The following is a 23511-nucleotide window of genomic DNA, read 5'->3' as shown; positions in this document are numbered from 1 at the left end:
TATTTTATCTGAATGACAGGAAGCACCATGCTAGGAGGCTGGTTACCAATGCGGTAATCAGTTTTTCTGCTATGTAGGGGCCCAAGGGAAGGGAGGTATCCATTATCATTGCACGAGTCTGAGCAGCCGCGCACCATCCCCCAAATGACGTAAGGGCCAGGGCCAGGATGATTTGGTTGTTTAGGGACAGAGGGGAGCTGCAGATCATGGTGATTCCAGTGGTAATCTCCAGAGTAGGCAAAAGGAGGGCGGTAACGGCAGCCGATTTAGCAATAATCAGCTCTGCAAAGGAGATCAGGATGGAGAACAGGATAATGTATCCGCCAATCCGAGTGATGGTCTCAAAGCCGTTCATGATACAAGTATCCAGAGAATCTCTGCCATTTACAGAGAGGGTATCCTGGGAGGTAATATATACTCCCTGCACTGGAATATGGTAGAGACATCGGAAGACGAAGCTTAACAGAACGGGCGCTGCCGTCAGCAGGGTGAGAAGGGGCAGGGTCAGTTCGGGGACATTAAGGTTCTGCCACAGGATGTAGCTGACAATGAACATGGGGCTTGTATTGTTGCAAAAAGACAGCAGATAGCGGGCCTCTTTTTCACAGATCGCCTCCTTTTTCAGCAGGTCTGCGGTTACCTTGCTTCCCATAGGACAGCCACACAGAAATCCAATCAGGATTACAAAGGCGCCGTAGGGAGACACCCGAAAGAACCGGCATAAGATTGGCGCAAGAAGGCGGGAAATCAAATTGATGGCTCCGGTATGTATCAGAAGGTTGGATATAATCAGGAAGGGAAGGAGTGTTGGGAGTACGGTGTGAAACCAGAGCAGCACGCCAGAGCTTGCCCCCTGGAAGGTTTCCTTTGGAAAGATGAGCATAGCGGTAAAGAACAGGAGTACGCACAGGATTGTAAGTAATCGTTTCATGGTAATTCCAATCTTATTTCTCTTAAAATAATTCTATGGATTTTGTTGATTTTTTATGAAGGATGTAACATAATGATAGTAGAAATAACTATTAGAAAAGAGAGGAAAAACAAATGGCAGTTTTAGAGAATTTTGAGCCCCAGAAGGTCTTCCAGTTTTTTGAGGAGATGTGTCAGATTCCCCGCGGAACCTTCGACACGAAGCGCATTAGCGATTATTGCGCTGCATTTGCAAAGGAGAGGGAGCTTTCGTTTATTCAGGACGAGGCCAATAATGTGATTATCAGAAAACCTGGAACCCCAGGCTATGAAAATAGCGAGCCGGTTATCCTTCAGGGGCATCTGGATATGGTGTGTGAGAAGACGGCAGATTCTGACCATGATTTCAAGAAGGACGGTTTAGACCTTTACATCGAGGACGGATATCTGAGAGCGAGGAATACTACCCTTGGAAGCGACAACGGAATCGCTGTTGCTATGGCTATGGCAGTTTTGGACAGCAAGGATATTCCTCATCCTCCCATTGAAGCTCTGTTTACTGTAGACGAGGAGGACGGAATGGGAGGGGCCCACGCCATCGACTTGAACCAGCTTAAAGGAAAGATGCTTATTAATATTGACTCAGAGGAGGAGGGCATCCTGACAACCGGATGTGCAGGGGGAATCCAGTATGAGTCCATTCTTCCCGTACATAAGGAGAAGAAAAGCGGAAGCCTTGTGACATTTAGGCTTCACGGGCTGCTGGGAGGTCACTCTGGCGCAGAGATTCATAAGCAGCGCGGTAATTCAAACAAGATGATGGGACGTTTCCTCTATCGTCTGTCAAAAGAAGTCAGCCTCAATCTGGTCAGCGTCAATGGCGGGTCCAAGGACAATGTAATTACCCTTGACACAACCGCGAAATTTTTGGTTGCAGGGGACGTGCAGTCGCTTGTTCTTGAGAAGGCAAAGGAGATGGAGAAGATCTGGAAGGATGAGTTCATGGGCGAGGAGCCTGGACTTAAAGTGGATACCTCCGTTTCTGAGGAGACAGACTGTGAAGTATTTGACGACAAATCCACACAAAATGTCATCGCTTATCTGGAGCTTTGCCCCAATGGGCTTCAGGAATACAGCCGCAAGCTTAAAGGTGTGGTAGAGACTTCTCTGAACATTGGCGTAGTAGAGACAAGAGAAGATTGCGTAAGGGCACTCTTCCAGATACGAAGCTCAGTTGAAACCAGGAAGCACCAATTAAAAGAGCAGTTGGAGGTGTGCACAAAGCTTACGGGCGGAGAGGGCAGAGTGACCGGCGAGTATCCGGCATGGCAGTACGACCCCAATTCCAGACTGCGTCAGATTATGGTGGATACATACAAGGAGGTTTATGGAGAAGAACCTGTAGTTTCGGCAATCCACGCAGGGCTGGAGTGCGGCCTGTTCCTTGGCAAACGTCCAGATTTGGACTGTGTATCCTTTGGTCCAAACCTTTTGGATGTACACTCAGTTAATGAGGCCCTTGACCTTGCCTCCACAAAAAGATCCTGGGAGTATTTGAAGGCAGTTTTGAAAAATTGTAAATAGACAAATAAATAAACGTTTTCCTGAATCCGCAGAAGTGGTGTGACCTCTGCGGATTTTTTTGCATATAAAGAATAATTGGTTGTAAAAATTTCCATTTTTGGTATAATAAATCTGGAAATAGATTGCAAATATAGTTTACAATATCCGTATTTTTATTCCTGTTGCAAAGAATAATTCGTAAAATTTTTTCGGAATATAGAGATGGCGGGGAGTGTACCATGCTGAGAAAATTGAGTATTAATAATTTTAAATGTTTTAGTAATGAAACAGTTTTTGATTTCAGAAAGACGAATTATAAGTTTTTAGAAAAAAATACGTTTGGAAAAGTATTAAAAGGGGCGTTGTTTGTGGGAGAGCACGCTTCTGGCAAAACCACAATTCTTCAGTCTGTGAAATTGCTGTTAGAGCTTTTATTCCGAGAGAGTACATGTGACCTGGCATCATACCAGTGCCTTTTTTCAAAGGAGAAGGTCAGCCGTCTTTTGTATGAATTTGATATAGACGGACATGAGTTGGTTTATTCCTTTGCATTTTCCGGCAATTCCTTTGTGGAGGAGAATCTAATGGTTGACAATCAAACCGTGATCGGGCGTTTGGGAAAGAAAAGCAAATGGATTGACGGGAAGAAAACCATCCTGTGTGATGTGGAGGACTCGGCTCTTTTTCTAAGACAGGTATCTGTAAAGTCAGAATTTTCCGATCATGATATTCTGGGCAGATGGCTTAATTATTTGAAAAATTCAGTCTACATAGATACTTATTCCAGAAGGATTTCTGCCTTTGACGGCGAGGGCCTGAGCGCGGAAAAATACGTGGAAAAACATGGAACTGAAAAAATAAATGACTTTTTAACGGAATACCAGCTTCATTTCCTGATTCAATACGGTCAGACAGATACAAAAACAGAAGGCGACTCTGAGTCAGAAGGAGAGAAGCGGCTGTTTTTTCGGCAAGAGGGAAGGGATGCTCTGATTCCCCTCTGTATGGAGTCGTCAGGAATCAGAACCCTTATAAATATGCTGCCTGCCTTTTTTTGGATTGCCAATAGGGGAGGAATGTTGATGATTGATCAGTTTGGAGTAGGACTGCACAACAGGGTGGAAGAGCTTCTTGTTAGATATATGATGGAGAAAGAGACTGCCGCCCAGCTTTTTTTGACCTCCCACTCCACGAATCTTCTGTCTAATTCGCTGCTTCGTCCGGATCAGATTTTTGCTGTGGAAAGGGCAGGAGAGCAGGAAATTGGACCGCACCGTTTTTCCGACGAACAGCCCAGGGTTGCACAGAATCTTGAGAAGATGTATCTTAGCGGGGTGTTTGGAGGATTGCCCAGTTATAAAATATAGAATTTATCCATGAGAGACTATATCGACGTATTTTTAAATTAAGAGAAGAACACGAATTCATGTGTTTTTCTCTTTTTTTGTGTTATCGGCTTTAGCCGGTTGAGTGCGGCGGAGTTTTTTCGTGTTCCGAAAAACGGAGGCGTGCGAAACAAAAAACCACCTGCTATGCGGGTGGTGTAGCAAGTGCTTATAGCACAAAAATCACCTTTCCGTTATGATAGAGTTGTTCAAGCTACTACATAACGAAAGGAAAGGTGATTTTTATGGCTAACAAGACGAATAGCATGGCACATACGAAATGGATGTGCAAGTACCATATTGTCTTTACTCCCAAGTATAGACGAAAAGCGATTTATAATCAATACAAAGAAAGTATACGTGACATTATAAAACAGCTCTGCGGATATAAGGGAGTGGAGATTATCGAAGGACATCTGATGCCCGACCATATCCACATGCTGGTAAGTATACCACCCAAGTACAGCGTGTCAAGCTTTATGGGATATCTGAAAGGGAAAAGTGCTCTGATGATATTTGACAAACACGCAAACCTGAAGTACAAATACGGGAACCGGCATTTCTGGGCGGAGGGATATTATGTCAGCACAGTAGGTCTGAACGAGGCAACAATAAAGAAGTATATTCAGGATCAGGAGAAAAGTGACGTTATGCAGGACAAGTTGAGCGTGAAGGAATACGAGGACCCCTTCAAGGGGTAGCCGGTATTACGAACGCCCTTTGAAGGGCGGCGACGAGTCAAGGGCGTAGTGGCTTGAACGAAGTGAAAGCCAGCGTCTTTAGGCGCTGGCCGGTAACAGCGGCTTATAGCCGCAGAGCAAACCACCCGTTTGACGGGTGGTCATGATTTTGTATTACTTTTGACTTATTTTTGGCAACTTATCCACAATGGCTTCAAAAAACAGGCGATAATTCACTCTTTTTTCCACATCTGAAAGGAAAGTTTTCCTGATTTTTTTCATATAGTGAGAAAAAAGGCTTTTTTATGCAGAATCACAGAATCAAAAAAATGTTTGTCTACATATTTCTTCTTGCGTTCTTTACCGTTTTGGGAGTCAATTACCTGAAAGAAAGAGGGCAGTACCATACCCTCCAACAGAAGACTGTGGAGGATCCGGAATTCCGAAGGGATTTTTTCTCAGATTCTATGCGCGAAAATCGGCAGTTATTATCAGATGAGTGTAAAACTTTCCTCGAAAATGTGGAAAAGGATGTGAATTATCATCCAATTCCAGAGTCCATTGTGGATAAATCCCTAAAAATCTCCTATATAGACGGTTGGATGGTAGAGAGGAATTACAAGGGAAAACGGGGACATGAGGGTACGGATGTCATGGCAAACGTTGATAAACGGGGGATTTATCCGGTTCTTTCCATGACAGACGGGGTTATAACGAACCTGGGATGGCTGGAAAAAGGGGGTTATCGTGTCGGAATCACCTCAAATAGTGGTATTTATTATTACTACGCCCATCTGGACTCCTATGCAAATATCACAGAAGGTCAGAACATCAAGGCAGGAGAGCTTCTGGGCTATATGGGAGATTCTGGCTACGGACCAGAAGGGACGAAAGGTCAGTTCGCGGTCCACCTCCATGTGGGAATCTATACCGTCAGGGATGGACAGGAGATTAGCGTAAACCCATACCATGTTCTTAGATTTCTGGAGAATCGGAAATTAAAATATGAATTCAGTCAGTAGAAATACCTTTCTGGATGTGCTATACTATTCTTTGTATGTATATGCCTTGGAAGTCGGGATTATTTAGTAAGGCATACCTGCACCAATTATGAAGGAGGGTTTCATGAAGCTGCCAGTTACATTTGAGGAAAAGATGGGCGGGCTGTTGGGGGATGAGATGGACGCGTATCTGGCCTGTTACGAGGAGCCGAGATATTATGGACTGCGCGTAAATACAGGCAAGATTTCCGTAGAGGAATTTCAAAAGCTCTGTCCCTTTGAGATTACGCCGATTCCATGGATTGAGAATGGGTTTTATTACGATGGAGAGCGTCTGTCGCCTGCAAAGCACCCTTATTATTTTGCCGGACTTTACTATCTCCAAGAGCCAAGTGCTATGACTCCGGCCAATCGCCTGCCTATAGAGCCAGGCGATAAGGTTTTGGACGTCTGCGCGGCGCCTGGGGGGAAGGCGACGGAGATTGGAGCCAGGCTTAAGGGAGAGGGGCTTTTGGTTGCCAATGATATCAGCAGTTCAAGGGCAAAGGGGCTTCTTAAGAATATAGAAGTCTTTGGGATTGGAAATGTGGCGGTTCTGTGTGAGGAGCCAGGGAAGCTTGAGACGTATTTTCCAGAATATTTTGATAAGATATTGATTGACGCCCCCTGCTCAGGGGAAGGGATGTTCCGAAAGGACAAGAAGATGGTGAAAGCCTGGGAGGAGCATGGTCCTGAATATTTTTCCAATATTCAGAGGAATATCATTCTTCAGGCCGCAAGGATGCTTAAAAAGGGCGGTATGCTTTTGTATTCCACTTGTACCTTTGACACCAGGGAGAACGAGCAGATTATTGAGGGACTTAGAAAGGAATATCCTGAATTTCGGATTCTGGATATTTGTCCCTATGAAGGCTTTTGTTCTGGGATTGCCCAGGCAGCCATGCCGCCGGATGAAGAATTGAAGAAGACGGTACGTATCTTCCCACATAAGATGAAGGGGGAGGGACATTACCTGGCGCTGCTTAGGAAAGGGGATGCCCCGCCAAAAAGTTGTTTGGAAAAGGAGCCTGGGCCAAAGAGAAAGACCGGACAAAAGCTACCCAAGGAGGCGGCAGCATTTTTTAAAGACATTTCATGGGAAATGGATGATGGGCGCCTAGAGCTTCGGGGCGAGCGGCTTTACTATATGCCCACAGGGGTTTCAGATGTTCGGGGAATCCGTTTCCTTCGCACTGGTCTTTTGCTTGGGGAGTTGAAAAAGAATCGTTTTGAGCCAAGCCAGGCCCTTGCAATGTGTCTAAAAAGAGAAGATTATGCTCATACCATCAATCTTTCGTCAGAGGATGAACGGGTTTTCCGTTACCTAAAAGGAGAGACTCTGGATGTGGAGAATGTGGAGGGGTTTTGTGACAAGACATGGCAGTTGGTATGTGTAGACGGCTTTCCCCTTGGGTGGGGGAAGGCCTGTGGAGGAGTCCTAAAAAATAAATATCTGCCAGGATGGAGGCTGTGCTGATGATTCGACTGGACAAATATTTAGCGGATATGGGACTTGGAACCCGCCAGGAAGTGAAGAAAAAGATTCGTAAAGGGATGGTTTTGGTCAACCAGGAGACAATCAAATCACCTGATTGTAAGATAAGAGAAGGGGTGGATTTGGTTTCTGTGGAAGGCAGAATAATCAGCTATGTTGCTTATGAATATTATATGCTGAACAAGCCGGCAGGGGTGGTATCTGCAACCGAGGATTCCCGTAATCAGACGGTGGTGGACTTGCTTCAAACGAAAAGGCGTAAGGATTTGTTTCCAGTGGGGAGACTTGACAAAGACACAGAAGGATTGCTTCTGATTACCAACGACGGTGGGCTTGCGCACCGGCTTTTGGCGCCGCGCCGCCATGTGGATAAGACCTATTACGCAGAGATACAAGGCTGTGTTACAAAAGAGGATGTTCGTCTTTTTCGTGAGGGGATTGATATTGGCACAGACGGCAGGGAGGAATTGACCATGCCGGCAATTCTTGAGCTTATCACATCGGGAGAGGAGTCAAAGGTTCGTCTCACCATACAAGAGGGAAAGTACCATCAGGTGAAGAGAATGTTTGAAGCCTTAGGCAAGGAGGTGACTTATCTGAAGCGAGAGAGGATGGGGCCTTTGACTTTGGATGAAAACCTGAAGACGGGAGAGTACAGGCAGCTTACTGATGAAGAATTGGAAGGATTAAAGGAGTTAGAAAATGTTGGAGACAAAAATGCTTGAAGATATAGAGGCAGTAATTTTTGATATGGACGGGACTTTGATTGACTCCATGTGGATCTGGCCCTCCATCGACGAGGATTTCTTTAAAAAATATGACCTGGTGGAGCCAGAGAATTTTCATGAGGATATCGAAGGAATGAGTTATACAGAAGTAGTTCATTTTTTTCTGGAGGTTTTCCCGACCCTTAAGCAGACGCCTGAGCAAATTATGGATGAATGGACGGATATGGCCCGCGACCGCTATATGCATGAAGCGCCGTTAAAAGAGGGGGCCTATGAGTTTATTCTGGAAATGAAGCGTCAGGGAAAAAAGATTGGGATTGCCACCAGTAACGGAAGGGTTTTGGTGGAGGATACGCTGAAATCTCTGGGTGTGGAAGAATATTTTGACGTGGTTAGGACTGCATGTGAGGCGGGAAAGGGCAAGCCGGCTCCAGACGTATATCTGATGGTGGCGGATGAGATGGGGATTTCTCCAAAGCGCTGTTTAGTGTTTGAGGATGTTCCTATGGGAATCCTTGCTGGGAAGAATGCAGGAATGAAGGTATGTGCCATTGACGATGAATTTTCACGTATTCAGGAGGAAAAGAAGAAAAGCCTTGCCGATTATTACATACACAATTATGATGATATCAGAAATGAAACCTATGAGGTGTTATAGATGAATTCGGGATTTTTGCCTGTTTGCAGGCGGGAGATGGAAGAACGGGGATGGGAGTATGTAGATTTTGTCTATGTGTCAGGAGATGCCTACGTGGATCATCCCTCCTTCGGACATGCCATTATCACCAGAGTTCTTGAGGCCCATGGATACAGGGTGGGAATCATTGCACAGCCAAATTGGAGGGACAAGGCAAGTATTACAGAGTTCGGTGAGCCCCGTCTTGGCTTTTTGGTGTCTGCCGGCAACATGGATTCCATGGTGAATCATTATTCCGTGTCAAAGAAGCGTCGGAGGACGGACGCCTTCACTCCAGGGGGCGTGACGGGAAAGAGGCCGGATTATGCGGTGATTGTGTATGGCAATCTGATTCGGCAGGTCTATAAAAAGACGCCCGTAATCCTGGGCGGGATTGAGGCAAGCCTAAGAAGGCTTGCTCATTATGACTACTGGTCGGATCGTCTTCGACGGTCTGTACTTCTTGATTCTGGGGCAGATATGATCTCCTATGGGATGGGGGAACGGTCCATTGTGGAGATTGCAGACGCCCTTGACAGCGGCATCGCCATCAGTGATTTAACCTTTGTTTCAGGAACCGTGTATAAAACCAGGGATTTGGACAGCGTCTATGATGGGGTGATGCTGCCTGGGTACGAAGAAATGAAGGAGGAGCCCCGCATTTATGCCCAAAGTTTTTATACACAGTATTGCAATACAGACGCATTTTCTGCAAAAAGGCTGATTGAGCCTTATGGAGAGCATCTCTTTGTGGTACAGAATATGCCGTCATTGCCTCTTTCCCAGGAGGAAATGGATCAGGTATACAGTTATCCCTATATGCGGACTTACCATCCCTCCTATGAGAAGGAGGGCGGTGTTCCTGCCATTTCCGAGGTGAAGTTCAGTCTTGTCAGTAACCGAGGGTGTTTTGGTGGATGTAATTTCTGTGCTCTGACCTTTCATCAGGGGCGGTTTTTGCAGACCAGAAGCCATGAATCGCTGATTGAGGAGGCAAAGGGGCTTGCGAAGGCTTCCGATTTTAAAGGGTATATCCATGATGTGGGCGGCCCCACAGCGAATTTTCGGCATCCTTCCTGTGACAAGCAGTTGTCTTTAGGGGTATGTAAGGAGAGACAGTGCTTGTTTCCCAAGCCCTGCCCAAATCTTAAGGCAGAGCACAAGGATTATGTGGAGCTGCTTCAAAAGCTGAGAAAGCTGCCTGGAGTGAAAAAGGTGTTTATCCGTTCGGGAATCCGGTTTGATTATTTGATGGCAGATAGAGACGATACTTTTTTTTACGAGCTGTGTAAGCATCATGTGAGCGGGCAGCTTAAGGTTGCTCCTGAGCATGTGTCGGACGTGGTTCTTCAAAAAATGGGGAAACCGGCAGGGGAGGTGTATCATGCTTTTGAAAAAAAGTATCAGGCAATCAATAAGAAGCTGGATAAACGGCAATATTTGGTTCCTTACCTTATGTCCTCCCATCCTGGCTCAACCATGAAGGAGGCAGTAAAGCTTGCGGAGTTTATCCGTGATCTGGGGTATATGCCAGAACAGGTGCAGGATTTTTATCCCACGCCTTCCACCATCTCTACCTGTATGTATTACACAGGGGTGGACCCAAGAGATATGACTCCTGTATATGTACCGAAGAATCCCCATGAGAAGGCGATGCAAAGGGCCTTGATTCAATACCGTGCTCCGAAGAACTATGAGCTGGTGAATGAAGCGTTGAAGATAGCGGGGCGCATGGATTTGGTGGGATATGATTCCCATTGTCTTATACGGCCAAAACACAAGAAGGCAGATAAATACCCAAATCATGGAGATACCAATAAGCTTGAAAAGAAAAAAAAGACAATTCGTAATATTCATAAGAAGAAAGTGAAAAAATAAGAAAAATATAAGAAAAGTAAGGGGAGAGCTTCTATGAGAATTGCAGTTGTGACTGGCGCATCATCTGGAATAGGGAGGGAATTTGCATTGCAGATTCCAAGACTTTACCGGAATTTGGACGAGCTCTGGGTGATGGCAAGAAGGACCGAATATCTGGAGGAACTGAAAAAAAACGTTTCTATACCTGTCAGAATTTTCGACGGAGATATGCAGCGAGACTATATCTTTGAACGATTGGAGAAAGAGCTTGACAGACAAGAGGCTAAGATTCGTATGCTGGTTAATGCTGCCGGCTACGGAAAGGTGGGGGTGTTTTCTGATATTGATCCCAAAGAGCAGTTAGGAATGATTACCTTAAACTGCCATGCTTTGACAAAAATATCACAAATTTGCTTGCCTTATCTGTCAAATGGAAGTAGAATAGTTAATATTGCATCTTCTGCAGCCTTTACGCCCCAGCCAGGATTTGCCGTATATGCTGCGAGCAAGTCCTACGTCTACAGTTTTTCCCAGGCTCTTCGGAGAGAGCTTTTATCTAAGGGAATCTTTGTGACGGTGGTGTGTCCGGGGCCTGTGGATACAGAATTTTTCCGTCGCTGTGGGAAATTACCTAATCCTTTCAAGGATTCTGTTAAGGCAGCCCCAAAGTGTGTGGTCAGGAAGGCTTTGGAGGATTCTGTAAAGAAGAAAAGGGTTTCCGTCTATGGGCCGGCAATGAAGTGTGCCAGGGCAGTCACAAAGATTGTGCCGGATGCACTGACCGTGGACCTTCTTGGACGGTTAAACCAGATCGGCAGATCACTTGACGAGAAATAACAGGTATAAAAGGGGTAATCCAGATGAAAATAGAAAAAGGACAGATTGGATATCTGAACGCATTAAAGAGAAAGTATCTGTTGCGGGCCTTGGTGGAATTCGCCATTGTAGCGGCGGTTTTCCTTCTGGGTTATGTTCAGACAAAGACGAAACAGAATCTTTTTACGATTGTAGCGGTGGTGGGCTGTCTTCCAGCGGCGAAGATGCTGGTAGAATTTATTACCGTTTCCCCACATAATGGAATCGAACAGGAAAAGTTCCACGAGATAGAGGAAAAGGCGCCTCTTGTCATGCGGCTCTATGACATACTGTTTACCAGTGAGCAGAAGGCTATGCCAGTAGATGCTTTGGTCATTTCAGGACATGTTGTCTGTGGTTATGCCAGCAGCCCCCGCACAGACGAGGAGGCCCTTGCAAAGCATATTAAGAGTGTGCTTAAGGATAACCAATACGATAAGATGACTGTCAAGATTTTCCATAATTATACAATGTTTCTGGCAAGGGCAGAGGGAATGAACAATATTGCGGCTGTTGAGCGTCCAGAGGATGACCGAAACGAGCAGAATATTAAAAAGATTTTATTCAATATTTCTATGTAACAGTATGTATTGATAGGAGTGGTTTTAAAAAGAACTACTGACAAAGAAGTGGGGAAATCATGAAAGAAATCATTATCAGACGGAATGAGGCGGGGCAAAGGCTGGATAAGCTTTTGAAAAAGTATTTGAGTGAAGCGCCATCAGGGTTTCTCTATAAGATGCTCCGCAAGAAAAATATTGTATTAAACGGAAAGAAAGCAACTGGAAACGAGAAGCTAACAGAGGGGGATCTGGTCCGCCTCTATCTTGCAGATGAGACCATCTGTAAATTTTCAGCCAGATCAGACAGCGTTTATGGCGGGATGCCAATGGAGGTGATCTACGAGGATGAGGACCTGCTGTTATTAAACAAACCGTCAGGGATGTTGTCCCAGAAAGCAGAGAAAAAGGATACTTCAGTGGTTGAATATGTAATTTCTTATATGCTTGAAAAAAAGGAAATCACAGAAGAAGACCTCCTTCTTTTTAAGCCTGCTGTATGCAATCGTTTGGACAGGAACACCAGCGGTATCATCATTGCCGGAAAGAGTATGCCCGGCTTACAGACCATGGGGCAGTTGTTGAAGGAGCGTACCCTTGGGAAATACTACCTGTGTGCTGTGAAGGGGCAGATTAGGAAGGAGCGGCGAATTCAGGGCTTTTTATGGAAGGATAAAGAACAGAATGTGGTAAAGATTACAAAGGAGGGGGAGGGAGCGCCCATTGAGACAGAGTATCTTCCTCTGGCATGGAATGATTCTGTGACGCTTCTAAAGGTCCATCTGATTACCGGAAAGTCTCACCAGATTCGGGCTCATTTGGCTTCCATCGGGAATCCTCTGGTGGGGGACTATAAATACGGAGACCCTGTCTTTAACGAATTCTATAAAAAGCAGTTTCAGATTACTTCTCAGCTTCTTCATGCGTACCAGATTACATTTCCTACTCTTAGGGGGGAGTGCAAGGCGGTTTCAGGAAAGACGTTTACAGCAAAGACGCCAGAGAAGTTCTGGAGGATGATTAGGGGGACGGCATGGGAACATGGAATTCAAGAGGCCTTAGAGGTTCAACACTAGAAGAAATGGTTAATCGGACCAATGAATGGTATCTGGAGAAGGGGCTTGCCCTCATCCAGAAGATACCTACGCCCATTACTCCTGTGAAGATGGATCAGGAGCATCGGCACATTACCCTTGCCTATTTCGACAAGAGAAGCACCATCGATTATATCGGCGCTGTTCAGGGGCTTCCGATCTGTTTTGATGCTAAGGAGTGTGTGGCGGAAACATTTCCACTGCAGAACATCCACCAGCATCAGGTGAAGTTTATGGAGGAGTTTGAACGCCAGGGAGGGATTGCTTTCATACTCATCTATTATTCTTCTAAGAATATCCTCTATTATATGAGGTTTGCCGAGCTTCAGGTTTTTTGGAACCGTTCAAAGGAGGGCGGGAGAAAAAGCTTCCGTTTTGATGAGCTGGATTCCAGGTTTTTTATGGAATTCCTGCGGGGATGTTACGTTCCCTATTTGGATGCAATGAACCTTGATTTGGAAATCAGGGATGAAAGTTAAAAAATGAGATAAACTTGACAAAAGACAGGAAAATGCTTATAATTCTATACTGTTTAATATGGTAGTATACTAAAGTAGCAGATGCAATCAGGAGGTACTATGAAGAGAGTATTACATACTCCGGAAGGAGTCCGAGATATATATAATGTAGAATGTGGAAAAAAACTTACTCTGGAGGGTCATCTGAAGAAGATTTTCCAGTTATACGGATATCACGATATTCAGCCGCCTACTTTTGAATATTTTGATGTGTTCCGCAAAGAAATCGGAACCATCCCTTCCAAAGATTTGTACAAATTCTTTGACAAGGACGGGAATACTCTGGCGCTGCGGCCGGATATCACGCCGTCCATTGCCAGGGTTTCGGCCACATTGTTAAAGGATGTGATGCTGCCTGTAAGACTGTGTTACACAGGGAATACATTTATCAACCATTCTAATTACCAGGGAAGGCTTCGGGAGACAACCCATATGGGCGCCGAGCTAATGGGAGATCCTTCAGTGGAAGCGGATGCAGAGATGCTGGCGCTGGTAATTGAGTGTCTGCTGACCATTGGTTTAAAGGAATTCCAGCTTAGCGTAGGAAATGTAGATTTCTTTCAGAGTCTCATTGAGGATGCTGATTTGGACGAAGATGCAGAAGAACGGGTGCGGGAGTTGATTAACAACCGGAATTTCTTTGGAGTGGAGGAATTCCTGGACAGTATTCAAGTAAAACGGAGTTCCAAGGAGGCGTTTGCCGCTCTGAATGATTTGGTGGGTGGGATTACCACACTGGCCCAGGCAAAAAATATTGCGCCCAACTCCAAAGGGGTCAAAGCCATCCGGCGTCTGGAAAAAATTTACGATATTCTAAAATTATATGGTGTAGAAAAATTCATCACTTTTGACTTTAGCATGAGTGGTACTTATGGATACTACTCTGGAATTATATTCAGAGTTTATACGTTTGGTACAGGGGATGCCATTGTGAAGGGCGGAAGATACGACCATCTGACAGAGAAGTTTGGAAAGAAATCTCCAGCCATCGGCTTTGCCATTGTGATTGATGAGCTGATGAATGCACTGGTTCGCCAGAAGGTCCGCATTGTTTTTACGAGAAAAAATACCATGATTCTGTATGACCCTGAAAGGAAGCGGGAGGCCATTTCTCTTGCCAGAGATTTTCGGCGAAAGGCAAAGAACACAGAGTTAATCCGCAAAGACAGCGCCCGAAGTTTTGACGAGTATGTGACCTACGGCAATGAATATTATGCCGGAAACTTGATTTATCTGGCCAAATCAGGGGAGATTACCATGGTCAATCTGGTTACAGGCGAGCATAAGATTTTGAACAGCGGCACAGATGGCGGCAATTCGGAAAATAATAGGGAAAATAACACAGAAAACGGCTCAGAAAACACCACAGAATAGGAGTTCATAAGATGAGATACCTGACATTTGCTTTGGGAAAGGGACGTCTGGCAGAACAGACATTAAAATTATTCGAGAAGATTGGGATTACCTGTGAAGAAATGAAGGATAAGGATTCCCGCAAACTGATTTTTGTCAATGAACCGATGAAGCTTAAGTTTTTTCTGGCTAAGGGGCCGGATGTGCCCACCTATGTGGAATATGGGGCTGCGGATATCGGTGTTGTGGGGAAGGATACGATTCTGGAGGAAGGGCGGAAGGTCCATGAAGTTTTGGATTTGGGATATGGAAAATGCAGAATGTGTATCTGCGGCCATCCGGATGCAAGTCCCCTTCTGCGGCACCATGAACTGATTCGGGTTGCTACTAAGTATCCGAATATTACCAAGGATTATTTTTACAACACAAAGCATCAGACGGTGGAGATTATCAAGCTCAACGGCTCCATTGAGCTGGCTCCCATCGTGGGGCTTTCTGAGGTGATCGTTGATATTGTGGAGACGGGAACCACCTTAAAGGAGAACGGACTGGAGGTATTGGAGGAGGTCTGTCCTCTGTCTGCCCGTATGATCGTGAATCCGGTGAGTATGCGTATGGAGAGCGGGCGGATTAAGAGTCTTCTTGCGCAGCTTCGGTCACAGCTTGATTGAAAGGATGAATGTAAATGAAAATACAATATTTAGACAATGATACAAAGCAGAATCTTTTGGAAAACCTTCTAAAGCGCAGCCCCAACCAGTACGGGGAATATGAGAGGGCAGTTCTTAAGATTCTTGACGGAGTAAAAAATGAAGGAGATAAGGCTCTTTTTGCATACACGGAGCAATTTGACGGGGCGCGTCTTGATGAAGGGTGTGTTCGGGTTACGGAGGATGAAATCGAAGAGGCGTACCGCCTTGTTGACCCTAAGCTTCTTGAAATTATCCGCAAGGCCCTTGGCAATATCAGAGAGTATCACGCCAAACAGAAGCAGTATAGTTGGTTTGACAGTAAGCCTAACGGAACCATGCTTGGACAAAAGGTAACGCCCCTTCAAAGGGTGGGCGTATACGTACCAGGCGGAAAGGCTGTGTACCCCTCCTCTGTACTGATGAACATTGCTCCCGCCAAGGTTGCCGGTGTGGAGGAAATCGTTATGGTGACTCCTCCCGCCAAGGATGGAAAGGTAACCGTCAATACCCTGGTAGCTGCAAAGGAAGCGGGGGCGGATGTGATTTATAAAGTCGGCGGCGCTCAGGCGATTGGGGCCCTTGCATACGGAACCGAGAGCATCCCTAAGGTTGACAAGATTGTGGGACCGGGAAATATCTATGTTGCCTTGGCAAAAAAGGCGGTTTACGGCCATGTGAGCATTGACGCTGTGGCAGGGCCCAGCGAGATTCTGGTCATTGCGGACGAGACGGCGAATCCCAGCTTCGTGGCGGCAGATTTGCTTTCACAGGCAGAGCATGACGAGCTGGCATCAGCAATTCTGGTGACTACCAGCGAGACTCTTGCCCATCAGGTGTCAAAAGAGGTTGATTTATTTCTGGAGAAATTGTCAAGAAGGGAGATTATCCAAAAATCCCTGGACCAGTATGGTTATATTTTGGTGGCGGCTTCAATGGAGGACGCCATTTCAGTGGCTAATGACATTGCCTCCGAGCATCTGGAAATCCAGACCAGAGAGCCCTACGACGTGATGATGAAGATTCGCAATGCTGGCGCAATCTTTATTGGGGAGTATTCAAGCGAGCCTTTAGGAGATTATTTTGCAGGGCCGAACCACGTTCTGCCTACCAACGGTACGGCCAGATTCTTCTCTCCTTTGTCTGTGGATGATTTTATGAAAAAATCCAGTATTATTGCCTATTCCAGAGATGCCCTTGAGGCAGTACATGAGGAGATTGAACAGTTTGCCGAGGCTGAAGGGCTAACCGCCCATGCCAACTCTGTCAGGGTGCGTTTTTCGTAAGGAGGGCTTAAGTATGGAGAGAATAGTAACTCTTAACAGGACGACAAAGGAAACAGATATTTCGGTTACCCTAAACCTTGACGGAACCGGAAAGAATGAGATTGATACAGGAATCGGCTTTTTTGACCATATGCTTGACGGCTTTGCAAGACACGGGCTGTTTGATTTAAAGGTAGCGGTAAGAGGCGATTTGAATGTGGACTGTCACCATACAATCGAGGATACGGGAATCGTGCTTGGAGCGGCAATCTTAAAAGCAATCGGAGATAAGGCAGGCATCAAGCGGTACGGGCACTTTATTCTGCCCATGGATGAAACCCTTGCTCTGTGTGCCATAGACCTGTCTGGAAGACCATATCTGAAATTTGACGCAGAATTTACGGCAGACCGCCTTGGAGAGATGGATACTGAGATGGTGCGGGAGTTCTTCTATGCCGTGTCCTACACAGGTATGATGAATCTCCATCTGCGCATCATGGATGGGGAGAACAACCATCATAAGGCAGAGGCCCTGTTTAAGAGCTTTGGAAAAGCCCTGGACATGGCGACTCAGGAGGAGCCGAGGATCAAAGAGGCATGGACCACGAAGGGAACGTTATAAAGGAGATGAAGTGATGAGCTATAAAAGATTGATCCCCTGTATCTTCATTGCAGCGGGAAAAGCGGTAAAGTGGTTTGACGACCATACTGTTATCGCAGAGGACGCTGTGGAGCTTGCGAAACGCTACAGCGACAGCGGCGCGGATGAACTGCTGGTGTTTGACCTGTCGGTCTATGCCAATGAACACGACGAGGCCATTGATGTGATGAAGCGGATGAATCGCGTAATTCGGATTCCCATGGTGGCAGGAGGTAATGTCAAACGTCAGGAGGATGTAAAGAAGATTTTATATGCAGGCTCAAAGCGGGCCATACTGAATTTTTCCAAGCAGGACAGCATTAAGTTGATTGAGGATGCTGCAAAACGATTCGGAAAAGAAAAGCTGGCGGTTTCTCTGAATGATTTTGATTCATTGTTCAAGCATCAACATGTGATTCAGGAATATTGCAGCGAGATTATTTTCATGCACAGACTTGATTTGAATTCTGTTGCAAATATCACCAACATTCCCTGTGTGGTGGTAACAGACACTATGGAAAGAGAAGAACTGTTCAAGATTTTGAAATCTTCGGGTGTGCGGGGTCTATCTGGCCAATTCATCAGCCAGCCGGATATGGATTTTAATCAATTCAAGGAGCAGTGCGAGCAACGTGAGATTCGCATGACTTCTTTTGAGAGTATGATTGAGTTCTCGGAATTTAAAACCAATGAACAGGGCTTGATTCCGGTAATTGTGCAGCATTACAAGACTCAGGAGGTTCTAATGCTGGCTTATATGAACAAAGAGGCGTTCAATAACACCATTAAGACCGGAAGGATGACCTACTATAGCAGAAGCCGGCAGTCTCTTTGGGTGAAGGGGGAAACAAGCGGACATTTCCAGTATGTAAAATCCTTAACCATTGACTGTGACAACGACACTTTGCTTGCCAAGGTGGATCAGGTAGGGGCAGCCTGCCATACTGGTAATCCAACCTGCTTTTTCCAACATATTGCGGGAAATGATTTTGACGAGACCAACCCTCTGCGCGTGTTTGAGTCAGTGTATCAGGTGATTGCGGATAGGAAGGAACACCCCAAGGAGGGTTCCTACACCAATTATCTGTTTGAGAAAGGGATTGACAAGATATTGAAAAAGATTGGCGAGGAGGCCACAGAGGTTGTGATTGCCGCCAAAAATCCCAATGCAGAGGAAATCAAGTATGAATTGTCGGATTTTTTATACCATGCCATGGTATTGATGGTTCTTAAGGGGGTTACATGGGACGACATTGTGATGGAGCTTGCAGACCGGTAGGGGAAGTCACAAGGTATATTTGGGATGGAGACAGCATATATTTTCCTGAGGTGATGAACGTGAATGATTCTGAAAAAAGAAGGCAGAGACTTTTAGAGCAGACCAGGGAGCTATATGGCGAGAAGCGCTCCATCCCTGCAATCCATCCCAGATATGGCGCGGCCTATCATCAGATTTACAGTGATGAGCAGCCTCAGATTCCGCCAAGCACTTTTGGAATCCGACTGTTTCTGTGCCTGCTGTTGTTTGCCGCCTTTGTATCCATGGACAAGAATAAGAGCGAGGTCATGAATGTCAACAGCAGCCGCATTGTTGATGAAATTACAACGAATCTGGATGTGGCAGAAGTCTGGAAGGAACTGTAGCTGATACAGTTCCCAAAAGGCTTCTTATTTTGTTCCGAAAATACGGTCGCCGGCATCCCCAAGTCCCGGCACGATATATTTGTGTTCATTCAAGTGGTCGTCTAATGCGCCGATATAGAGAGCTACGTCTGGATGTTCGGCTTTCATCAGTTCTACGCCTTCAGGAGCGGCAATGATGCACAGAAAACGAATATGCTTCACTCCCTTGTCCTTTAAAAGCTGGATAGCCGCAGCAGAAGATCCTCCTGTTGCCAGCATGGGGTCTACCACGAATACCTCCCGTTCGCTGCAGTCTGCCGGAAGTTTGCAGTAGTATTCTACAGGCTGAAACGTCTTTGGATCACGGTACAGCCCGATATGTCCCACCTTGGCAGCCGGTATCATCTTAAGGATGCCGTCCACCATTCCAAGTCCTGCTCTTAAAATCGGCACTACCGCCATCTTCTTACCGCTCAGCTTTTTCCCTGTCATCTCACAGATAGGCGTCTTTATCTTCACATCCGTTAATTTCAGGTCGCGGGAAGCCTCATAACACATGAGAGAGGCAATCTCGCTTACAATCTCACGGAATTCTTTTGAACCAACATCCTCGCTGCGGATATAGTTAATCTTGTGCTGGATCAACGGGTGATCCATGATCTGTACATTTGGCATATCTTTCATCCTCCTTTGATAAATCATCAGATTATTTGTCTCTATCATACTACAGTACGTGAAAATACGCCATTTATTTCTGCAAAATGTTATGAAATGTCCGGTTGATTTTATTGATAAATGCAGATATACTATAGACGGACATATTTCGACATAATATCCTTAAAGCTTTTTTAAAGCAGCATATTTTGAAGGGGTATGGATGGAAATGAACCAAAAGGTAAGAATAAGACTATAAGAATCAGACGATTTCAATTAAGACAGGAGAGGTACAAATATGACAAACGTTCAGGAATACAGAGGACATATCAGAAATTGGGAGGCGCTCTGCCAGGAGCTTGAGATTTGGCCCGGTCTGCCAAGGGAGGATATGGAGCACCTTATCCTCACAAAAGCTTATAAAAAGTGGGGGTATGACATGGCTGACCATCTGCATGGGATGTTCGCTTTTGCCTTGTGGGATGTGGACCGCCAGCAGCTTTTCTGCCTGCGTGATCATTTTGGAACGAAGCCGTTCTACTATTACCAGACAGCCGACGAAAAGCTGCTCTATGGGACAACTATCCAAAAGATCATGGACCAGCCGGGATTTGTGAAGGAATTAAACCAGGAGATGCTCCAGATCTATCTGACTCTCACATATGGGGCAGGGGAGGACACATTTTTCAAAGGCGTGAAAAAACTGCTTCCCGGACATTACCTAATTTGGAAGGATGGGGAATTGAAGATTGAGCGTTACTGGAAACCAGAGTTTCATCCGGATGAGAGTAAGTCTCTTGAGGACTGGGCAGATGAGATTCACACCACTCTCCAGAAGATTTTGCCGGAGGTGAAGACCGAAAAAGAACAGGCGGAATCCTTTCTTTCCGGCGGCGTAGATTCCTCCTATGTGCTTGCCATGTCTGACATTAAGATGACGGATTCCTGCGGCTATGACGAGGAGCGCTTTGACGAGTCCCATCTTGCGGCAGAGACGGCCCGTATTCTTGGACGTGAGAACAGAAGGCGCTGTATCACGCCAGAGGAATACTTTGATACGGTTTCCTATGTGATGTACCATATGGAGCAGCCTCTTGGGGATGCATCTTCTGTGGTGTTTGCCCTTGCCTGCAAGGCTGCGGCAGAGCATACGGAGATCTGTTATTCAGGAGAGGGCTCGGATGAGTTCTTCGGTGGATACAATATGTACCGCAATGCAGAGCGTTATGGAGAAAATCTTAAGAACTTCTATGTGGGCAATACCAATATCATGAAGGAGGATGAGAAGAAAAAAATCCTTAAGAATTATTCTGAGGATGTGCTCCCGATTCACTTAGTTGAGCATATCTATGAGGAGACCGAAGGACTGGACCCCCTTACCAAGATGTCGGATGTAGATATTCAGTTATGGCTTGAGGGGGATATTTATCTGAATGTGGACAAGATGAGTATGGCCGCAGGGCTGGAAATCAGGATGCCTTTGACGGATAGAAGAATCTTCGATATTGCGTCAAGAATGCCGTCAAAGTACAAGGTAGACAGCGAACAGAATAAAGTTGCGTTTCGTACTGCCGCTGCAAAGGTACTGCCAGAGGAGATTGCATTCCGTAAGAAGCTTGGTTTTATCGTGCCCATTCGTATCTGGATGGCGGACGACAGGTATAACCAGGATGTAAGGGCGAAGTTTCACAGCGAGATAGCAGAAAAGTTCTTCCATGTGGACGAGATTAACGCTATTTTTGACGAGTATGTGGGCGGAAACTCTGACAACTGGAGAAAGGTGTGGACCATCTATGCATTTCTGGTGTGGTACGAAGAGTATTTTGTGAAACGTTAGAAGGGCGCAGAAAAGAGAGCAAGGAAAAAGAGGGCATACAGGACTCTTTTTCCTTATTTTTTTGAACAGTTTATTTCCTTAAAATATTTATGACAGGATCGATTGCTGTACGCAATATTTTGTATATTATTAATATTTAATTAATATATAAAGTGTTTTCGTTTGACAAATATATTTTACCATAGTAAAATATATCTATAAATGTCGAAAAATGGTAATTTATAATATATTTAACAGTAGCATGTGTTACTGTTTTTTAACGGCAGAAAAAAGGTATGAGGGCAATGAGTAGGTATAGGGGCAGATACCGTAATGGTAGAGAATATGATTCCGACATATCTTACCAAGAATACAGCAACAATGATATAGAATCAAGTTATACTACAGATGAATATTTTGATGAGCAGGATTACGGCTATCAGGATTATGAATACCAGGATTCCCAGGAATATGGTTATCAGGATTATGAATACCAGGATTCCCAGGAATATGGTTATCAGGATTATGAATATCAGGATTCCCAAGCTTCCCAAGAGTATGGCTATCAGGACTATGAATACCAGGAGCCCCAAGCTTCCCAGGAATACGGCTATCAGGACTATGAATACCAGGATTCTCAAGCTTCCCAGGAATACGGCTATCAGGATTATGATTTTCAGGAGCCCCAAGAGTCCCAGGAGCAACAGGAGTCCGGCCACCAGGATGAGACGAAGTACAGTTTTCAAAAGTCTGTCTTCCAAAATGACCAGCAGAATCATTTGAGAGAGCGTCAATCACGCCAGCGCAGGCGGATCCGCGAGGAGAAGCGCCGCAGGAGAATAAGACGCCTTAAGATTATTCGTGCAATTCTGGTAGGAGGTATGCTGCTTATTTTGGCTGCTGTAATATTTACAGTCCGCCTGATATTTTTCCAAGGTCCCATCCGTCGAAAGGTTACAGTAGAAGCCGGAACCGAGCTGGATATCAAGGATTTTTTAAGGAAAAAGAATGCAAAAGCCGAGTTTGTGACTGACATCTCCAAAATCAGTCTGGACCATGTGGGCGAGCAGAAGATTGTATTAAAAGTGAAGAAAAAGGAAAAGAAGTCCCGTCTTATTATTCAGGATACCGTAGCCCCAAAAGCCGAGGCGGTCGATGGTATGATTAATGTTGGTGGTGAGCTTGAGCCCAGAGAACTGGTGACAAATATCAAGGATGCAACAGATGTAAAATGTTCGTTCAAAAAGAAGCCAGATTTTTCAAAAGAGGGAACCGTATCCGTCAGCGTTGTTTTGACAGACGAGGGCGGCAATACCGCTGAGGTTGAAGCAAAGGTTCAGGTTATTGTAGATAAAGAGGCCCCTGTGATCGACGGTGTGGCGCCTTTGATTGGTTTTATCGGCGAGCCCATTTCTTATAAGTCGGCCATTACAGTTACAGATAACTGTACAAAAAATATAGAGGTAACTGTGGATAACAGTCAGGTTGATACTAAGACAGAGGGGACCTATGATGTATTTTATTTGGCAGTTGACGGTGCTGGAAATGAAGCAGAGGCGTCCACGACGATTACCATAAAGAGTAAGCCAGAGAATTATATTACACCAGAAGAAGCCTTGGAGGAAGCAGACGAGATACTTAAGGAGATTACCACAAAAGATATGACCTTAAAGGAAAAAGCAAGGGCGATCTATAACTGGACGAGGACGGAGATTGGGTATGTGAACACTTCCGAAAAGGATAGCTGGACCAATGGCGCCCATCAGGGATTTACAGAGAGATCCGGCGACTGTTTTGTATTCTTCTCCACAGCAAAAGCATTATTGACCCAAGCCAAAATCCCTAATCTGGATGTGGTGAAAAGTGACGTCAGTGAGTCCAGCCATTTCTGGAGTTTGATTGATTGCGGCGACGGATGGTACCATTTTGATACTACGCCCCGCTACGGTGGAGGAGATGATTTCTTTATGAAGACGGATGCTGAGATTCTAAAGTATTCCAAGAACCATGGCAACAGTCACATTTTTGACCAGAGCCTGTATCCGCCTACGCCGACTGAGGCTTCCACAGTTGAGTAAGCCCTAACCAGAATTTTTATTGGAGGAAAACAG

General features: G+C 45.4%; 22 protein-coding genes. 20 read left to right on the top strand and 2 right to left on the bottom strand.

What is annotated here, in order from left to right:
* Positions 1-4: 4 nt before the first annotated feature.
* A complete protein-coding gene (locus GN277_RS12255) occupies positions 5-931 on the bottom strand; it encodes a nucleoside recognition domain-containing protein (RefSeq protein WP_159751304.1) in 927 nt (308 codons plus the stop codon).
* Between the two features lie 113 nt (positions 932-1044).
* Here GN277_RS12255 and GN277_RS12250 point away from each other — a divergent pair, with 113 nt between their 5' ends.
* The 18 genes from GN277_RS12250 (at position 1045) to GN277_RS12165 (ending at position 18951) form a co-directional block, all read left to right on the top strand.
* Complete coding sequence (locus GN277_RS12250) at positions 1045-2493, top strand: aminoacyl-histidine dipeptidase (protein WP_159751303.1); 1449 nt, start codon at positions 1045-1047, stop codon at positions 2491-2493.
* A gap of 218 nt (positions 2494-2711) precedes the next feature.
* The gene (locus GN277_RS12245) at positions 2712-3839 is read left to right on the top strand and encodes an AAA family ATPase (RefSeq protein ID WP_159751302.1); all 1128 of its coding nucleotides are present in this window, start codon (positions 2712-2714) and stop codon (positions 3837-3839) included.
* A 263-nt stretch (positions 3840-4102) separates the two neighbouring features.
* A complete protein-coding gene (gene tnpA, locus GN277_RS12240; RefSeq protein ID WP_159751301.1) occupies positions 4103-4558 on the top strand; it encodes an IS200/IS605 family transposase in 456 nt (151 codons plus the stop codon).
* A 284-nt stretch (positions 4559-4842) separates the two neighbouring features.
* Entirely contained in the window at positions 4843-5559 is a 717-nt protein-coding gene (locus tag GN277_RS12235; protein ID WP_159751300.1) for a M23 family metallopeptidase, read from the top strand.
* A 103-nt stretch (positions 5560-5662) separates the two neighbouring features.
* Positions 5663-7054 carry an RsmF rRNA methyltransferase first C-terminal domain-containing protein gene (locus GN277_RS12230; RefSeq protein WP_159751299.1) on the top strand — a complete coding sequence of 464 codons (1392 nt, stop codon included), beginning with the start codon at positions 5663-5665 and terminating at the stop codon, positions 7052-7054.
* Positions 7054-7797 carry a pseudouridine synthase gene (locus GN277_RS12225; protein ID WP_204162740.1) on the top strand — a complete coding sequence of 248 codons (744 nt, stop codon included), beginning with the start codon at positions 7054-7056 and terminating at the stop codon, positions 7795-7797. Before GN277_RS12230 ends, GN277_RS12225 begins: the two co-directional genes overlap by 1 nt.
* A complete protein-coding gene (locus GN277_RS12220; RefSeq protein ID WP_159751298.1) occupies positions 7775-8458 on the top strand; it encodes an HAD family hydrolase in 684 nt (227 codons plus the stop codon). The genes GN277_RS12225 and GN277_RS12220 overlap by 23 nt, the downstream gene beginning before the upstream one ends.
* A complete protein-coding gene (locus tag GN277_RS12215; RefSeq protein WP_159751297.1) occupies positions 8459-10354 on the top strand; it encodes a YgiQ family radical SAM protein in 1896 nt (631 codons plus the stop codon).
* A gap of 33 nt (positions 10355-10387) precedes the next feature.
* Complete coding sequence (locus GN277_RS12210; RefSeq protein WP_159751296.1) at positions 10388-11170, top strand: SDR family NAD(P)-dependent oxidoreductase; 783 nt, start codon at positions 10388-10390, stop codon at positions 11168-11170.
* Between the two features lie 23 nt (positions 11171-11193).
* A complete protein-coding gene (locus GN277_RS12205; protein WP_159751295.1) occupies positions 11194-11769 on the top strand; it encodes a hypothetical protein in 576 nt (191 codons plus the stop codon).
* A 59-nt stretch (positions 11770-11828) separates the two neighbouring features.
* Entirely contained in the window at positions 11829-12824 is a 996-nt protein-coding gene (locus GN277_RS12200) for an RluA family pseudouridine synthase (protein ID WP_159751294.1), read from the top strand.
* Positions 12782-13321 carry a Holliday junction resolvase RecU gene (locus GN277_RS12195; RefSeq protein ID WP_159751293.1) on the top strand — a complete coding sequence of 180 codons (540 nt, stop codon included), beginning with the start codon at positions 12782-12784 and terminating at the stop codon, positions 13319-13321. Before GN277_RS12200 ends, GN277_RS12195 begins: the two co-directional genes overlap by 43 nt.
* Before the next feature lie 99 nt (positions 13322-13420).
* Positions 13421-14734, top strand: coding sequence for an ATP phosphoribosyltransferase regulatory subunit (gene hisZ, locus GN277_RS12190; protein WP_159751292.1), 1314 nt, complete (start codon positions 13421-13423; stop codon positions 14732-14734).
* 11 nt (positions 14735-14745) lie between these two features.
* Positions 14746-15384, top strand: coding sequence for an ATP phosphoribosyltransferase (gene hisG, locus GN277_RS12185; protein ID WP_159751291.1), 639 nt, complete (start codon positions 14746-14748; stop codon positions 15382-15384).
* A 14-nt stretch (positions 15385-15398) separates the two neighbouring features.
* Positions 15399-16688, top strand: a complete 1290-nt coding sequence (hisD, locus tag GN277_RS12180) for a histidinol dehydrogenase (RefSeq protein ID WP_159751290.1) — start codon at positions 15399-15401, stop codon at positions 16686-16688.
* 13 nt (positions 16689-16701) lie between these two features.
* Entirely contained in the window at positions 16702-17289 is a 588-nt protein-coding gene (hisB, locus tag GN277_RS12175) for an imidazoleglycerol-phosphate dehydratase HisB (RefSeq protein WP_159751289.1), read from the top strand.
* Positions 17290-17302: 13 nt separating this feature from the next.
* Positions 17303-18586 (top strand): bifunctional phosphoribosyl-AMP cyclohydrolase/phosphoribosyl-ATP diphosphatase HisIE, encoded by a 1284-nt coding sequence (hisIE, locus tag GN277_RS12170; RefSeq protein ID WP_159751288.1) that lies wholly within the window; start codon positions 17303-17305, stop codon positions 18584-18586.
* The gene (locus GN277_RS12165) at positions 18550-18951 is read left to right on the top strand and encodes a hypothetical protein (RefSeq protein WP_244324692.1); all 402 of its coding nucleotides are present in this window, start codon (positions 18550-18552) and stop codon (positions 18949-18951) included. The genes hisIE and GN277_RS12165 overlap by 37 nt, the downstream gene beginning before the upstream one ends.
* A 24-nt stretch (positions 18952-18975) precedes the next feature.
* On the opposite strand, the gene upp is transcribed toward GN277_RS12165, so the two are convergent.
* Entirely contained in the window at positions 18976-19605 is a 630-nt protein-coding gene (gene upp / locus GN277_RS12160; protein WP_159751287.1) for a uracil phosphoribosyltransferase, read from the bottom strand.
* Positions 19606-19882: 277 nt separating this feature from the next.
* Here upp and asnB point away from each other — a divergent pair, with 277 nt between their 5' ends.
* Both asnB and GN277_RS12150 read left to right on the top strand, forming a co-directional pair.
* Positions 19883-21421, top strand: a complete 1539-nt coding sequence (gene asnB / locus GN277_RS12155) for an asparagine synthase (glutamine-hydrolyzing) (RefSeq protein ID WP_159751286.1) — start codon at positions 19883-19885, stop codon at positions 21419-21421.
* A gap of 284 nt (positions 21422-21705) precedes the next feature.
* Positions 21706-23478 (top strand): transglutaminase domain-containing protein, encoded by a 1773-nt coding sequence (locus GN277_RS12150; protein WP_159751285.1) that lies wholly within the window; start codon positions 21706-21708, stop codon positions 23476-23478.
* Positions 23479-23511 lie beyond the last annotated feature (33 nt).

Origin of the sequence: Sporofaciens musculi, from assembly GCF_009830285.1 — a bacterium.
GTDB classification, from domain to species: Bacteria; Bacillota; Clostridia; order Lachnospirales; family Lachnospiraceae; genus Sporofaciens; species Sporofaciens musculi.
The sequence above is the reverse complement of the archived record's forward strand: the minus strand, read 5'-3'. Positions and strand labels throughout refer to the sequence as shown.